The sequence below is a fragment of the Pseudomonas sp. GW821-FHT09D08 genome, from assembly GCF_059416305.1.
Genome location: NZ_JBWKOX010000015.1, coordinates 23813 through 37691, shown reverse-complemented (window position 1 = coordinate 37691; position 13879 = coordinate 23813). Strand labels below are relative to the sequence as shown.

The following is a 13879-nucleotide window of genomic DNA, read 5'->3' as shown; positions in this document are numbered from 1 at the left end:
AATGTGGAAGGGGGCTTACTCCCGATAGCAGAGTGTCAGCCACTGTATTTGTGACTGACCCACCGCTATCGGGAGCAAGCCCCCACATTTTTAGACCTCTGTGGTTTCTGCGTGTGGGGCTTTCCTTGGCTCCTGCGCCACCAATGGAATTTCCTTGCCCTCGGCATCAAATAACTTGCCCCCCCTGAAATAGTCCCCATCACGCAACGCCGCTACGTCGTGGAAACACAAACTGCGCTCAGTCCCCGCCACAAACACCGACTGCTGGTCCGAATTGCCTACGGTGAAATGGTTGAACGCCAGATTCAACAGGATCGCCATGATCGCCGATGAACTGATACCCGAATGGAAAATGGTCGCGAACCAGCTGGGGAACTGGTCATAGAAACTCGGTGCGGCAATCGGGATCATGCCAAACCCGATGGACGTGGCGACGATGATCAGGTTCATGTTGTTGCGGTAATCCACCTTGGACAAGGTGCGAATACCACTGGCCGCCACGGTGCCGAACAGCACAATCCCGGCACCGCCCAGTACCGAGGTCGGCACCGCCGCGATCACGCGCCCCATGAATGGCAGCAAGCCGAGGATTACCAGGAACAAGCCACCGGTTGCCACCACAAAACGACTCTTCACTCCGGTCACCGCCACCAGGCCAACGTTCTGGGCGAAGGCACTCTGGGTGAACGAACCGAAGATCGGCGCGAACATGCTCGACAGCATATCGGCGCGCAGGCCATTACCCAGACGCTTGGAGTCGACCTTGGTATCGATGATTTCCCCCACCGCCAGGATGTCGGCCGAGGTTTCCACCAATGTCACCATCACCACGATGCACATGGAAATGATCGCCGCGATGTGAAAGGTCGGCATACCGAAATGGAACGGCGCAGGGAAACCGAACATAGGCCCCTGGCTGACCCCGGAAAAATCCGCCATGCCGAGGAACACCGCGATCACCGTGCCGATCACCATCGCCAGCAGGATCGACAGGCGCGAGATAGTCGCGCTGCCGATCTTGCTCAATAGCAGCACCAGCACCAGGGTCAACGCCGCCAGGCCGATATTGGGCATGCTGCCGAAATCCGCCGCGCGGCTGTTACCGCCCATGGCCCAGCGCGCCGCCACGGGCATCAGGGTCAGACCGATGGTGGTGATCACAATACCGGTCACCAACGGCGGGAAGAACTGGGTGATCCGCGAGAACACCGGGGTGATCAACAGCCCGATAAACGACGCGGCCATCACCGCGCCGAGAATCGCCGATACCCCGCCGGCGCCATCGCTGCCGACAATCGCCACCATGGTTGCCACACCGGCAAACGACACGCCCTGCACCAGCGGCAACTGACAGCCAAAAAACGGCAGGCCAAGGGTTTGCAACAGGGTGGCAAGGCCACCGGCAAACAGCGACGCGGCGATCAACAGGCCGATATCTGCCGGTGACAACCCGGCCGCCTGGCCCACGATCAACGGTACCGCGACGATGCCGCCGTACATGGTGAGCACATGCTGCAGGCCGTAAGCCATGTTGGCGGCGACGCCTAGATTCTCATCTTCCGGCCGCTGCGGTGACGCCTTCGGGATAGTCATGGTGAGGGGTTCTCTGTTTTTGTTGTGGGGACACTGTATGCAATGTTTAGACTGGATGTCCATAGAGTTGTATACAATCACTCGAACAAGATACCCTCCATCGGCGTTACAAAAACAACCCGGCCGTGATGAGCCAGAACGCCAAAGGACGCAGAAACCATGAAAAAGGCATTACAGGGGGCAACCGTTGCACTCACCCTCCTCGGCGGCGGGGAGGCCGTCGCGGTGGAATGGATGAACAACAGCGTAGGTTTTCGCTACGGCCAGCAGTTCACCAATCCGAATAACCCCGACGAATTCAGCAAGCGCATCTACAGCGTTACCCACGCCAGCGGCTACCGGTATGGCAGCAACTTCCTGAACCTGGACGTGTTCCTGTCCGACAACCGCGACCCGCGCAAGGGCACCGACCACGGCGGCAGCGAGGTGTACGCGGTATACCGGCATCAGTTGTATGCATCACGGGTGCTGGATGTGCCCCTGGGCACCGGGCTGGTCAAGGATTACGCACTGACCCTGGGCTTTGATGCCAACCGCAACAACAACGTCGCTTCGGCGAAAAAACGCGCACTGGTGCTCGGCCCGACATTGAAGTTCAACACCGTGGGCGTGCTGGACCTGAGCCTTCTGTACTACAAGGAGCGCAACCACACCGGCATCCCCGGTGCACGTGAGTCAAACCACACGTTTGACGACACCTACATGCTCAACCTGACGTGGATGCGCCCTTTCGAGATCGCCAACCATGCGGCGAAATTCCAGGGCTTTGTGAACTACGTCGGGGAAAAAGGCGCGGACTACCATGGCCGTGACACGGCACCGGAAACCCTGATGCGCAGCGCGCTGATGGTCGCGGTGCGACCGGGCAAGAGCGTGAAGCCGAACCTGTACCTCGGGGTGGGTTACGAGTACTGGCACAACAAGTTCGGCGTGGACGGCGGCCGGGGCAGCCGTACGTCAACGCCGACGGTGAACATGGAAGTGACGTTCTAGGCGGCGGCCAGTTCCGACTTGTCTGCTTTCGGCCGCGCCAGCCAATAGCCCAAGACGGCCAAGGGCGCGGTCGCCAGCATCACCATCACAGTAATCAGCAAGGGCTGTTCGATCATCGACGACACCAACAGGCTGCTGAGAAAGCACAGACCCAATTGCAGGGTGTTTTGCAGTGCCGCCGCCTTGCCGGAATGTTCTGCAAACGGCATCAGCGCATTCGCCACCACGATCGGATAACTCGCGCCGTTGACCAGCGCCATCAGGCAGAACGGAATCAGCAAGGTGGTGAGCGTCGGCACGGTCAAGGTGGCGACCAGGTACAACGCCACCATGCTGATGCAATAGGCCAGCAGCAGCCACGGCAACAGCGTCTTGCCCTGGAAACGCTGCAAGGCGCTACGGCAACTGTAGCCACCCACCAGAAACGCCAAGGTTGGCAGCACGTAGCTAAGGCCGATGTCATTCGGGCTATAGCCCATGTCGCCGAGGATGAAGGGTGAAGCGGTCAGCCAGGCGAAGAAACTGGCCGAGCAGGCGGCGAAGATCATCACATTGCCGGTAAACACCCGGGAGGTGAGCAACTGCCAATAGCCAAGGCGCGAAGGTTCGTCTGCCCGCGTCTGAGGTTTCGGTACACGGCGCAGGAACAACGTCGGCAGCAGCAACAGCAACGACACCCCCAGCAATACACCGAAGATGGCCTGCCAACCGAAGTGGTTCAGCACCATCGCGCCCAGCAGCGGCGCCAGCGCCGGTGACAACGACATCAACGGCATGATACTGGCGAACACACGGTGGGCCTTGTCGGCCGGGTAGCGGTCGATCACCAGCGCCTGCCAGCTCACGGCCGCAGAACACACGCCAATCGCCTGCATAAAGCGCAAGGCCAGCAACTGCGGCGCGGTCTCGACCCAAAACATTCCCGCGCAGCCCACGACAAACAGGCTCAAGCCCGCGAGCAGGATCGGCTTGCGACCCAGGCGGTCGGACAACGGCCCCCACAGCAACTGCCCCACCGCAAAGCCCGCGAGGAAAATACTCAAACTGGCGCCCACCGCGCCCGCACCAATCTGCAACTGCTCGCCCATGGCGCCGAACGCCGGCAAATACATGTCCATGGCGAGATAACCGAGCATGCTCAGCCCCGCCAGATACCAGGTGAAACCAAAAGAATTTTTCATTGAAGCCTTGTTAATCTTGCCATCAAACTATTTGCTGACTGCCGCCCATTATGAAGCTGACAGTTTTTGTGTGAAGCGATAATAATTGGCGAATATTATCAATAATTTTGAAGGCAACCCTCATGTGGTCCGAATACTCCCTGGATGTCGTCGATGCGGTAGCGCGCCATGGCAGCTTCAGCGCCGCCGCCCAGGAATTGCACCGCGTGCCGTCAGCCATCAGTTACACCGTACGTCAACTTGAAGAGTGGCTCGCAGTGCCGCTGTTTGTGCGCCGGCATCGTGATGTGGAACTGACACCCGCCGGCCGTCTGTTTATCGACGAGGCCCGCGGGGTAATGAAAAAAATGCTCGGCACACGGCGCCTGTGCCAGCAGGTGGCCAATGGCTGGAGTGGCCAGTTGAAGGTGGCCGTGGATTCCATCGTCAAACCCCAGCGCTGCCGACAGTTGGTGCTGGATTTCTATCGACAGTTTCCCGAGGTGGAATTGCTGCTGGAATACGAGGTGTACAACGGCGTGTGGGATGCCTTGGCGGATGAGCGCACCGATATTGTCATCGGTGCCACCAGTGCGGTGCCGGTGGCCAGTCACTTCACCTTTCGCGATATGGGCTTATTGAACTGGCTGTGCGTGGTCAGCGCCCAGCACCCGTTGGCGGCCGTGGACGGGTTGCTCAATGACGACCAACTGCGCCCCTTCGCCTCGCTGTGCATGACCGACACCTCGCGCAACCTACCCAAGCGCGACACCTGGACCCTGGATAACCAACGGCGGCTGGTGGTGCCGAACTGGGCCTCCGCCATCGATTGCCTGCGCGATGGCCTGTGCGTCGGCATGGCACCGGCGCATCAGGTATTGCCCTGGATCGAACGCGGTGAATTGGTGGCGCTGCAACTGACGCGCCCCTTCCCGGCCAGCCCCTCGTGCGTGGCCTGGGCACAGAGCAAACTGTCCCCGGCCATGGCGTGGTTGCTGGAGTACCTGGGGGATACCGAAACCATGAACCAGGAGTGGCTCAACGGAAAGGACCTAGCTCAATAGCCGAGTGATGGCCCGCACGATCATCTCCACCTCCTTGGCATCCAGGGTCAGCGGCGGCAGCAGGCGAATGACCTTGCCCCGCGTCACGTTGATCAGCAGCCCATGCTCCTGGGCAGCGCGCTGCGCCAGGTCGCGATAGGGGCTGGCCAGTTCAATACCGATCATCAGGCCCTGCCCGCGAATCGCCAGCACCTGCGGGTGCTCTTCCAATTCCATGCGTAACCGCGCCAGCAAGCGCTCGCCCTGTTGTGCAGCGTTCTGCAACAAGCCTTGCTCTTCGATAATGTCCAACACCGTGCAGCCCACCCGGCACGCCAGCGGGTTGCCGCCAAAGGTGCTGCCGTGACTGCCGGGCGTGAAAAGCGCGGCTACCGCTGCCCTGGCCAGGCACGCACCGATGGGCACGCCATTGCCGAGGCCTTTGGCCAGGGTCATCACATCCGGGACAATGCCTTCATGCTGGAAGGCAAACCAGGCGCCGGTGCGGCCGATGCCGGTCTGGATTTCATCGAGCATTATCAGCCAGCCGTGCCGTGTGCAGTGGTCACGCAGGGCGTGCAGGTAACCCGACGGCGCGGGCAGTACACCACTTTCACCCTGGATGGGCTCCAGCAAGACCGCCGCGATACGTGTGCCAAACGCCTGGGTGATTGCCTCGATCGCCGCCAGATCACCAAACCTGACCTTGAGAAAATCCCCCGGCAAACGTTGGAAACCCAAGCGCACCGAGGGGCCATCGCTGGCCGCCATGGTGCCCAGCGTACGACCATGAAAGGCATTCTCCATCACCACCACCAAGGGCTCTTCGATGCCTTTTTTCCAGCCATGCAACCGCGCCAGTTTCAGCGCCGTCTCGTTGGCTTCGGCGCCGGAGTTGTTGAAGAAGGCACGGTCCAGGCCGGACAGCCGCGTCAGGCGCTGGGCCAAGCGTTGTTGCCAGTCGATGCTGTAGAGGTTGGAGGTGTGCAACAACAGGCCGGCCTGCTCGCTGATGGCCGTTACCAGTTTTGGGTGGGAATGCCCGACGTTGGTCACCGCCACACCCGCCACAGCGTCCAGGTATTCGCGCCCCTGCTGGTCCCACAGGCGCGTGCCGAGGCCACGGGTGAAGCTCAGGGCCAGGGGTTGATAGGTGGTCATCAGGCAGGCGGCGGTCATGGCGGCGGACTCCAGTGCATCGTTGAGATAGCAACAGTATCGTTAGCCATCCCAGCTGGATAAACTGCGCCCTCCTGCAATGACTTTAAACCAGGAATTGATAATGGACCTGTTCCAAGCGATGTCGGTGTACGTGAAAGTGGTGGAGAGCGGCAGCATGACCGCCGCCGCCCACGCCTGCGGGATGTCGACCACCATGGTCGGCAACCACTTGCGCGCCCTCGAACAACGCCTGGGCGTCAGCCTGCTCAAGCGCACTACCCGCAAACAGAGCCTCACGGAGTTCGGCGGCCAGTATTACCAGCGTTGCCTGGAAGTACTCGGACTGGTGGCAGACTCCGAGCAATGGGCCGAACAGGCCCACGGCGACGTCCCCAAAGGCACACTGCGCATCACCGCGCCACCGGCGTTCGGCACTGAACGCCTGTCGCCGGCCCTGAGCGAGTTTTCCCAGCGCTACCCGCTGATCAAGCTGTACGTGGTACTCAGCAACCAGCGCATGGACATGGTCGACAGCGGCTTTGACGTGGCTATCCGCCTGGGCGAGCTGGAACCCTCAAGCCTGATCGCCCGACCGATGCAGGACTACACCATCACCCTGTGCGCCTCACCGGACTACCTGGCGCGACGTGGTACACCCCAGACGCCCGAGGACCTGCAACAGCACGACTGCCTGGCGTTCGCCTACCCTTCCACCGATGACTGGCGCAACGCCGACAAGCTGTGGCGCATGACCGGCGCAGAAGGCGAAGTGGAAATCCCGGTGTCCGGCTCGCTGACCATCAATAGCTCCCAGGCCTTGCGCCAGGCCGCCGTGCAAGGCATGGGGATCGTCATGCTGCCGGATGCCCTGGTGCAGCCCGACCTGCAAACCGGCAAGCTGGTGGCCTTGCTGACCACCTATCAACTGCCCAGCCGACCCATGCATTTACTGTACGGCCAGGACCGTTATCGCTTGCCGAAGCTGCGCGCCTTTGTGGATTTCGCCATGGAAAAGTGGGCGCGCTAGAAGCCCACGCCCAACTCGCGCAATCGCGCCGCCGTCTGTTCCGCAGACACATGGTGAATGCCTTGCCAGCCGAGGGCGATGGCCGCTTCGATATTGCCGGCGACATCATCGATAAATACCACTTCCCCCGGCTGGATATCCGGCAGGTACACCCGTACCTGGCTGAGGCTGGCGTGGTAGATCGCCGCATCGGGTTTGATCAACTTCAACTCGCCGGACACCACGATGTTGCGGAATTTCCGAAGGAAGGGGTAATGGGCAAGCGCATAGGGAAAGGTCTCGGCCGACCAGTTTGTGAGCCCAAACAATGGCATGTTGGCCTGATGCAGCGCGTTGAGAATCGCCACGCCTTCGGGCAACGGGCCACGCAGCATTTCGTGCCAGCGGCCGTAATAGGCCGTGATCAAGGGTTCATGCTCGGGGTATTGATCGAGCAGGACCTGCGTGGCTTCGGCCAGCGGCCGCCCCGCATCCTGCTCGGTGTTCCAGGCCTGGGTACAGATGTTATCGAGGAACCATTGCCGCTCTTGATCGTCGGCAATCAGTTTGCGGTACAGATGCTGCGGGCTCCAGTCGAACAGTACACCGCCAAAGTCAAATACTACTGCGCGGATCTCCATGGGCGCCTCCCTTTTGTGCAACGCCAGAGTCAGGACAGTTTGGCATGTACCCGGCCCCTGGCAGCAAGTAAGCACGAGTAGGATTGTTCTGAGATTCAAACAAGACTTGCGCTGAGAACCAGCAGCGTCCCTTGTGAATACAAGCCTTTAGCTTTAATGCACGGATTCTATCTCACATAGATGGTCACACTTGTTCCTCCCGTTTGAAGATGCCCTCACTTTAATCTCGGGCGTACAACTCAAGGAGCTGGCGCCTGAAGGGAATCATCGAATTTCGCTGTAGATATGACTTGGAGAAACTTCAATGACAAGCATGACCTCTTCAGTGACCTCCCCTTCCGCCTACAGCCTTGCTGCGCTGCAAAACTACCTGGCCCAAGGCGCAAATACTCCCACAGCAGTGCTGGTCGATCGGGTCAAGTACGAAACAGGCATCGTGCCAAGCCATCTTGCCCCCTTACAAGACATCGCACTGACCACCAACTCCATCATAGGCATACGCCCGGTCGAATCCATCGCAACAGGCCTGATAGAAGCCGGGCATCCCACCAAGGACTTCCATATCAAAGGCAAGAGCGCCAACTGGGGGCCTCAGGCAGGTCTGATCTGTACAGACCAGGCGTTCAGCAAACTTGAACAAGTCGCCGGAAAAACACCGGCCAAAGTGGCCAAGGCCAATGAGCAAATCCAGGCGTGCATCCAGGAAGGCCATGCCGTTGCAACGCCCCTGCAGCTGTCGAGCCAGCGCCTTGATGTATTGGTCAAGCTCGGCCACATAACCCAACTGGCCGTTCAAGGTGCTGAAGGCACATTGCAATTAAGCGCCCGCGGGCCCAGTCAGCAAACCTATACATTCGAAGGCCATCGCACGTCACCTTCAAGCGACAGCTACTTCATTACCCATCAGGGCAAGCCCCTGGAAGTCCTGGCCAAGCAGGCAGCAGGCAAACCGTTGACTGCCGATTACGACCTGCACCTGATCGCGCCCCATATCAGCGACGTCGGCCCCCAGGACAAACTCCCCGTACCGGACGTCGCGCACAGTGTCTTCAAGGGTCGAGTTGAACGCTATAAGCAAGTTCCTGAGGCGCTACGCGCAGACTTCGACAGCCCCGGCCATTTTTACCGGAAAGAAGATCCCCACCTTGGCAACGCAACACCACGGATAGAGCAGATGATAGGGCTGATCAATCAAAAATTGGTCGGCGAGGGCGAGAGAGTGGTTCATCACAATGCGGACTCGGGCAGCCCGGCCACGGAAGTGGCTGCCAATTACCCGGCGACGTTTTTCCTACCGGCAAAACTGGGTCGATTCGATGAAATCAGCATCATCCACGACAGCAGGGAAATGGCAGAACTGATCAAGACCGCCAAGGACAGCGGTTATCACGTGCCGCTGAATCCCCTGTGGGAGAAAGAAGTGACCAACGTGAGGCGGTCGGCCTTCACCCAGGCAAAAAATCGCCTTGCCTGAATCATGACAGCGAAGACAGCGGCCTGATAACCCGATGATCAGGCCGCTATCAGTCACATCATTTACGCCTGGACCAAGCCGTTGATCTTCACGGTCGGATTGACGTCAGCCTCATAGTCCACGCCATCGACTTCAAAGCCGAACAAGCGCAGGAACTCTGCCTTGTAACCGGCGAAATCACTGATCTCGTTGACGTTCTCGTCGGTAACCTGGTTCCACAGTGCCGCCACGGCGTCCTGGACCTTCGGCTCCAGTTCGGCCAGGTCGGCACGCAGGCGGCCGTCGGCGTCAAGCTTCGGTTCGCTGCCGTACAGGCTGTCCTTGAACAGGCCGTAGACCTGCTCGATGCAGCCTTCGTGGGTACCCTGCTCTTTCATCACTTTGAACAGCAACGACAAGTACAGCGGCATGATCGGGATCGCGGAGCTGGCCTGGGTGACCACCGCCTTGAGTACCGATACGCGGGCATCGCCCTTCAGTGCAGCGAGGTTGTCGCGCAGGGTCAGGACTTTCTTGTCCAGGTCTTTCTTGGCTTCGCCGATGGAGCCGTTCCAGTAGATGTCCTGGGTCAGCTTCTCACCGAGGTAGGTGAACGCGGTGGTCTTGGCACCTTCGGCCAGTACGTCGGCGTCACGCAGGGCGTCGATCCACAGTTGCCAGTCGGCGCCACCCATGACATTGACGGTGCCGTCGATTTCTTCCTGGGTCGCAGGCTCGAGGGTGGTATCGACCACCACGCCTTTGTCGGTATTGATACCGCGCAGGGTCACAGCCTTGCCGATTGGCTTGAGGGTGGAGTTGTAGACTTCACCGGTCTTGGGATCGGTGCGGCGTGGCGCGGCCAGGCTGTAGACGACCAGGTCGATCTTGCCCAGGTCTTTCTTGATGGTTTCGATGGTCAGGCGCTTGATCTCGTCGGAAAACGCGTCGCCATTGATGCTCTTGGCGTACAGGCCTTTTTCAACGGCAAACTTCTCGAACGCAGCGCTGTTGTACCAGCCGGCGGAGCTCAGCTTGCCTTCTTCGCCTTCTTTCTCAAAAAACACGCCTAGGGTGTCGGCGCCGCAGCCAAACGCAGCACTGATGCGCGCGGCCAGGCCGTAGCCGGTGGAAGCGCCCAGAACCAGCACCTTTTTCGGGCCGTTTTTGATGGCGCCGTGCTCAGTTACGTAGTCGATCTGTTCCTTGACGTTCGCTTCACAGCCAACAGGGTGAGCGGTCACACAGATAAAGCCACGAACCCGCGGTTTGATGATCATAAAATTTCTGCCTCTTCCAAGGTGCCGAAGGCCAATGGTGGCCATTCAACTTCAATCGTACCGGTCTATGACGTCCGAAAAACCGAAGCGTCACGATAGTCGCAAATCTTCTGTTTACAAAATCCAATCCACACGAGCCCATCAGGGTTAAAGACTGTGTCGAGCGTTCACAATTTCGCACTATTTAAAACGCCAATCCGCTGCTGGACGCCTTATCATGACGAAGATGTTTCATTATGTTTCAAAACCCCACCACTCGCGGCCACGGATCCGGACCTGTCGAATGGCGTCCTCCTGGAGCTGAGTTGCATGAACAAGTCTGCTTTGCGTAAGAAAGCGGTATCAGTCGCCTGGGTACTCGGCGTGTTGCTGATTATCGATGTGTTCCCCGAAACCACGCTGGTGTTCCTCTGCCTGGTACTGGTGTGCGGCGTTTACGACTTCCTGCGAAACGGCCTGTATGACAAGCCGACCTTCAAGAAATACTTTATCGGCAGCGGTCGCAACACTTGGCTGCTGGCGCCGTTCAACACCCTGTTCGACCTGCTGAGCGCGCGTAACCGTCACGTCTACACGATGGGCGACCTGCCACCGGCCTGGCGCACAGACCTGCAACAGGTGCTTGATGACGCCATGGCCCACAAGGATGAAATCATCGGCTACCTGGACGAACGCATGGCCGAGAAGAAGCGCGGCATGTTGTTCTTCCAGTGGTACGGGCGACCGATCGAAACCAGGCTGGATATTCCTGAACTGCGCAAAAAACTGCCGTTCGTGAAAACCATCGGCGTGTCGGTGTTCAACGAGAACCGCTCGACGTCCTTTCACTTCGGCCCCCTGCGCATGATGTTCCGCGTGCTCTACAACATGGCACCGGCGCCCCATCACGATGGCGTGTACATCCAGGTCGGCAAGCACAAGCACTATTGGCATGACGACCCGCTGTTTATCTTTGATGACACGCTGATGCATGCGTCCTTCAACAAGAACGACGCCAAGCGCTACTGCCTGTTCATCGACATCGTACGGCCGACGCCGCTGCCGTCGGTACTTAACGCCGTCATCGCGGGATTTGCCGGGCTGGTCTTTACCCTGCGTCGGGTTTTCTACAAAAACTGGAAGCTGATTGAGTAAGTTCTGCGGCATGATGGTGTTGGACGGTATTTGCGCTCAGCCCTGCGCCTGAGGTAAATATCCGGCTCGTGCGCCTTAACCTGCGCCCACCATTCTCACGTCATCGCACCTCGACAGGTGCGATGGCTGCGTTTTTCAAGGAATCAGAATGCCCCAACGCCAAGTCATCAATGCCTCCGTCAGCCCCAAGGGCAGCCTCGAAACCCTGTCCCAACGTGAAGTCCAGCAACTGAGCGAAGCCGGTACCGGCAGCATCTACACCCTGTTTCGCCAGTGCGCCCTGGCGATCCTCAACACCGGCGCCCATATCGATAACGCCAAGACCATCCTCGACGCCTACAAAAACTTTGAAGTGCGCATCCACCAGCAGGACCGTGGCGTGCGCCTGGAGCTGTTGAACGCCCCCGCCGATGCGTTCGTCGATGGCGAAATGATCGCCAGCACCCGCGAAATGCTGTTCAGCGCCCTGCGCGACATCGTCTACACCGAGAACGAGCTCGACAGCCAGCGCATCGACCTGAGCAACTCCCAGGGCATTACCGACTACGTGTTCCACCTGCTGCGCAACGCCCGCACGCTGCGTCCCGGCGTGGAACCGAAGATCGTGGTGTGCTGGGGCGGGCATTCGATCAATACCGAAGAGTACAAATACACCAAGAAAGTCGGCCACGAACTCGGCCTGCGCAGCCTCGACGTGTGCACCGGTTGCGGCCCGGGCGTGATGAAAGGCCCGATGAAGGGCGCGACCATTTCCCACGCCAAGCAACGCATTACCGGCGGGCGCTACCTGGGCCTGACCGAGCCGGGCATCATCGCCGCCGAAGCGCCGAACCCCATCGTCAACGAACTGGTGATCCTGCCGGACATCGAAAAACGCCTTGAAGCCTTCGTGCGCGTGGGCCACGGCATCATCATCTTCCCCGGCGGCGCCGGTACGGCCGAAGAGTTCCTGTACCTGCTGGGCATCCTGATGCACCCGGACAACCGCGACGTGCCCTTCCCGGTCATTCTCACCGGGCCGAAACAAGCCGCGCCGTACCTGCAACAGTTGCATGCCTTCGTCGGCGCCACCCTCGGCGAAGCCGCGCAGGCACACTACCAGATCATCATCGACGACCCGGCCGAAGTGGCCCGCCAGATGACTGCCGGCCTCAAGGCGGTGAAACAGTTCCGCCGTGAGCGCAACGACGCGTTTCACTTCAACTGGCTGCTGAAGATCGACGAAGGCTTCCAGCGCCCGTTCGACCCGACCCACGAAAACATGGCCAGCCTGCAACTGAGCCACGCACTGCCGCCCCATGAACTGGCAGCCAACCTGCGCCGTGCGTTTTCGGGGATCGTGGCGGGTAACGTGAAGGACAAGGGCATTCGCCTGATCGAAGAACATGGCCCGTACGAGATCCACGGCGACCCGGCCATCATGAAGCCACTGGATGAGCTGTTGCAGGCGTTCGTTGCCCAGCATCGCATGAAGTTGCCGGGTGGCGCGGCGTATGTGCCGTGTTATCGCGTAGTGCAGTGAGCTCGTCAGGTAATTTGCTTACAGCCGCCAGGCTTTACTGGCGGTCGGTCATAGTTTGTATTTCTTTGCAGCATGGGTAAGCGTGCGGGAGGGCTGAGTTCGGACTAGGTTTTCATGACCCCGACTCATCCTCCACCTGAAGAGCGACCTATGGACCAACGGATATTGTCCTCCATCACTCCTTACCCTAAGGTAAGGAGCATCATGCTGGAGATCTTTACCATGGCGACCGCCACACTTACCTCAAAAGGGCAAATCACCATCCCCGTCCAAGTCAGGACCGCACTTGGCCTGGAAACAGGCGACCGCGTCGAGTTCGTCGAAACGGAAGATGGCAAGTTTTCCATCATTGCAGCGAGCAAGACTGTCCATGATCTCAAGGGGCTGATCCGGAAGCCTGCCAGGGCCGTGTCCATTGACGACATGAACCACGCTATCGCAGCACAGGGAGCGAAGGCTGGATGATCGGGCTGGATACCAATGTGCTGGTGCGCTACGTCACCCAGGATGATCCCGTTCAATCCCCCAAGGCGTGCGAATTGATCGAATCCCTCACCACGCTTTCGCCAGGGTTTGTCAGCCTGGTGTCCGTGGTGGAGCTGGTATGGGTATTACAGAGCTGCTACCAATGTGCCAAAAATGACATTGTCGTCGTTCTGGAAACACTGCTGCGCACCCGTGAATTGACCGTCGAACATGCCGAGGTCATCTGGCAGGCGCTTCGACGGTTCACGGCCAACAACGCCGATTTTGCCGATTGCCTGATAGAGCGCTGCGCCCACGCGGCCGGGTGCGAATACACCGCTACCTTTGACCTCGGTGCGGCCAAGGCAGCGGGTATGAAGCGTCTGGGCTGAGCGGCAACATTGCGGCAAGGGGCAGGCTTTGGTAAA

General features: G+C 59.5%; 13 protein-coding genes. 8 read left to right on the top strand and 5 right to left on the bottom strand.

Annotated elements, in window-relative coordinates:
- Nucleotides 1-90: 90 nt before the first annotated feature.
- Nucleotides 91-1593, bottom strand: a complete 1503-nt coding sequence (locus tag AC07OP_RS22170) for a nucleobase:cation symporter-2 family protein (protein ID WP_495101243.1) — start codon at nt 1591-1593, stop codon at nt 91-93.
- A 159-nt stretch (nt 1594-1752) separates the two neighbouring features.
- Here AC07OP_RS22170 and AC07OP_RS22165 point away from each other — a divergent pair, with 159 nt between their 5' ends.
- Nucleotides 1753-2586, top strand: a complete 834-nt coding sequence (locus AC07OP_RS22165; protein ID WP_027604195.1) for a hypothetical protein — start codon at nt 1753-1755, stop codon at nt 2584-2586.
- On the opposite strand, the gene punC is transcribed toward AC07OP_RS22165, so the two are convergent.
- Complete coding sequence (gene punC, locus AC07OP_RS22160; RefSeq protein WP_495101242.1) at nt 2583-3767, bottom strand: purine nucleoside transporter PunC; 1185 nt, start codon at nt 3765-3767, stop codon at nt 2583-2585. The two genes, AC07OP_RS22165 and punC, sit on opposite strands and share 4 nt — an antisense overlap.
- Before the next feature lie 122 nt (nt 3768-3889).
- Between punC and punR the strand changes: the two genes are divergently transcribed.
- A complete protein-coding gene (punR, locus tag AC07OP_RS22155; protein ID WP_495101241.1) occupies nt 3890-4810 on the top strand; it encodes a DNA-binding transcriptional activator PunR in 921 nt (306 codons plus the stop codon).
- Here punR and AC07OP_RS22150 read toward each other — a convergent pair.
- Complete coding sequence (locus AC07OP_RS22150; RefSeq protein ID WP_495101240.1) at nt 4799-5968, bottom strand: aspartate aminotransferase family protein; 1170 nt, start codon at nt 5966-5968, stop codon at nt 4799-4801. The genes punR and AC07OP_RS22150 overlap by 12 nt on opposite strands.
- Nucleotides 5969-6071: 103 nt before the next feature.
- On the opposite strand from AC07OP_RS22150, the gene AC07OP_RS22145 reads away from it, so the two are divergent.
- Nucleotides 6072-6977 (top strand): LysR family transcriptional regulator, encoded by a 906-nt coding sequence (locus AC07OP_RS22145; RefSeq protein WP_115485993.1) that lies wholly within the window; start codon nt 6072-6074, stop codon nt 6975-6977.
- Here AC07OP_RS22145 and AC07OP_RS22140 read toward each other — a convergent pair.
- On the bottom strand, nt 6974-7597 hold the full coding sequence (locus AC07OP_RS22140) for an HAD family hydrolase (protein WP_115485992.1): 624 nt from the start codon (nt 7595-7597) through the stop codon (nt 6974-6976). The two genes, AC07OP_RS22145 and AC07OP_RS22140, sit on opposite strands and share 4 nt — an antisense overlap.
- A gap of 304 nt (nt 7598-7901) precedes the next feature.
- Between AC07OP_RS22140 and AC07OP_RS22135 the strand changes: the two genes are divergently transcribed.
- Nucleotides 7902-9071 carry an anthrax toxin-like adenylyl cyclase domain-containing protein gene (locus tag AC07OP_RS22135; RefSeq protein ID WP_495101239.1) on the top strand — a complete coding sequence of 390 codons (1170 nt, stop codon included), beginning with the start codon at nt 7902-7904 and terminating at the stop codon, nt 9069-9071.
- A 62-nt stretch (nt 9072-9133) separates the two neighbouring features.
- Here the strand turns inward: AC07OP_RS22135 and fabV are convergent, their stop codons facing one another.
- Complete coding sequence (gene fabV, locus AC07OP_RS22130; RefSeq protein ID WP_065939312.1) at nt 9134-10330, bottom strand: enoyl-ACP reductase FabV; 1197 nt, start codon at nt 10328-10330, stop codon at nt 9134-9136.
- A 309-nt stretch (nt 10331-10639) separates the two neighbouring features.
- Here fabV and AC07OP_RS22125 point away from each other — a divergent pair, with 309 nt between their 5' ends.
- The 4 genes from AC07OP_RS22125 (at nt 10640) to AC07OP_RS22110 (ending at nt 13843) form a co-directional block, all read left to right on the top strand.
- Complete coding sequence (locus tag AC07OP_RS22125) at nt 10640-11464, top strand: aspartyl/asparaginyl beta-hydroxylase domain-containing protein (protein WP_115485990.1); 825 nt, start codon at nt 10640-10642, stop codon at nt 11462-11464.
- 148 nt (nt 11465-11612) lie between these two features.
- Entirely contained in the window at nt 11613-12986 is a 1374-nt protein-coding gene (gene ppnN / locus AC07OP_RS22120; protein WP_027604203.1) for a nucleotide 5'-monophosphate nucleosidase PpnN, read from the top strand.
- A 207-nt stretch (nt 12987-13193) separates the two neighbouring features.
- Nucleotides 13194-13451 carry an AbrB/MazE/SpoVT family DNA-binding domain-containing protein gene (locus AC07OP_RS22115; protein WP_115486032.1) on the top strand — a complete coding sequence of 86 codons (258 nt, stop codon included), beginning with the start codon at nt 13194-13196 and terminating at the stop codon, nt 13449-13451.
- Nucleotides 13448-13843, top strand: a complete 396-nt coding sequence (locus AC07OP_RS22110; protein WP_053132385.1) for a type II toxin-antitoxin system VapC family toxin — start codon at nt 13448-13450, stop codon at nt 13841-13843. Before AC07OP_RS22115 ends, AC07OP_RS22110 begins: the two co-directional genes overlap by 4 nt.
- The last annotated feature ends 36 nt before the right edge of the window (nt 13844-13879 follow it).

Bases quoted from the DNA above. Each gene is read 5' to 3' on its own strand.
- punC (WP_495101242.1), bottom strand. From the start codon at position 3,767: ATGAAAAATTCTTTTGGTTTCACCTGGTATCTGGCGGGGCTGAGCATG.
- punR (WP_495101241.1), top strand. From the start codon at position 3,890: ATGTGGTCCGAATACTCCCTGGATGTCGTCGATGCGGTAGCGCGCCAT.
- AC07OP_RS22135 (WP_495101239.1), top strand. From the start codon at position 7,902: ATGACAAGCATGACCTCTTCAGTGACCTCCCCTTCCGCCTACAGCCTT.
- AC07OP_RS22165 (WP_027604195.1), top strand. From the start codon at position 1,753: ATGAAAAAGGCATTACAGGGGGCAACCGTTGCACTCACCCTCCTCGGC.
- AC07OP_RS22125 (WP_115485990.1), top strand. From the start codon at position 10,640: ATGAACAAGTCTGCTTTGCGTAAGAAAGCGGTATCAGTCGCCTGGGTA.
- AC07OP_RS22110 (WP_053132385.1), top strand. From the start codon at position 13,448: ATGATCGGGCTGGATACCAATGTGCTGGTGCGCTACGTCACCCAGGAT.
- AC07OP_RS22140 (WP_115485992.1), bottom strand. From the start codon at position 7,597: ATGGAGATCCGCGCAGTAGTATTTGACTTTGGCGGTGTACTGTTCGAC.
- fabV (WP_065939312.1), bottom strand. From the start codon at position 10,330: ATGATCATCAAACCGCGGGTTCGTGGCTTTATCTGTGTGACCGCTCAC.
- AC07OP_RS22145 (WP_115485993.1), top strand. From the start codon at position 6,072: ATGGACCTGTTCCAAGCGATGTCGGTGTACGTGAAAGTGGTGGAGAGC.
- ppnN (WP_027604203.1), top strand. From the start codon at position 11,613: ATGCCCCAACGCCAAGTCATCAATGCCTCCGTCAGCCCCAAGGGCAGC.
- AC07OP_RS22170 (WP_495101243.1), bottom strand. From the start codon at position 1,593: ATGACTATCCCGAAGGCGTCACCGCAGCGGCCGGAAGATGAGAATCTA.
- AC07OP_RS22150 (WP_495101240.1), bottom strand. From the start codon at position 5,968: ATGACCGCCGCCTGCCTGATGACCACCTATCAACCCCTGGCCCTGAGC.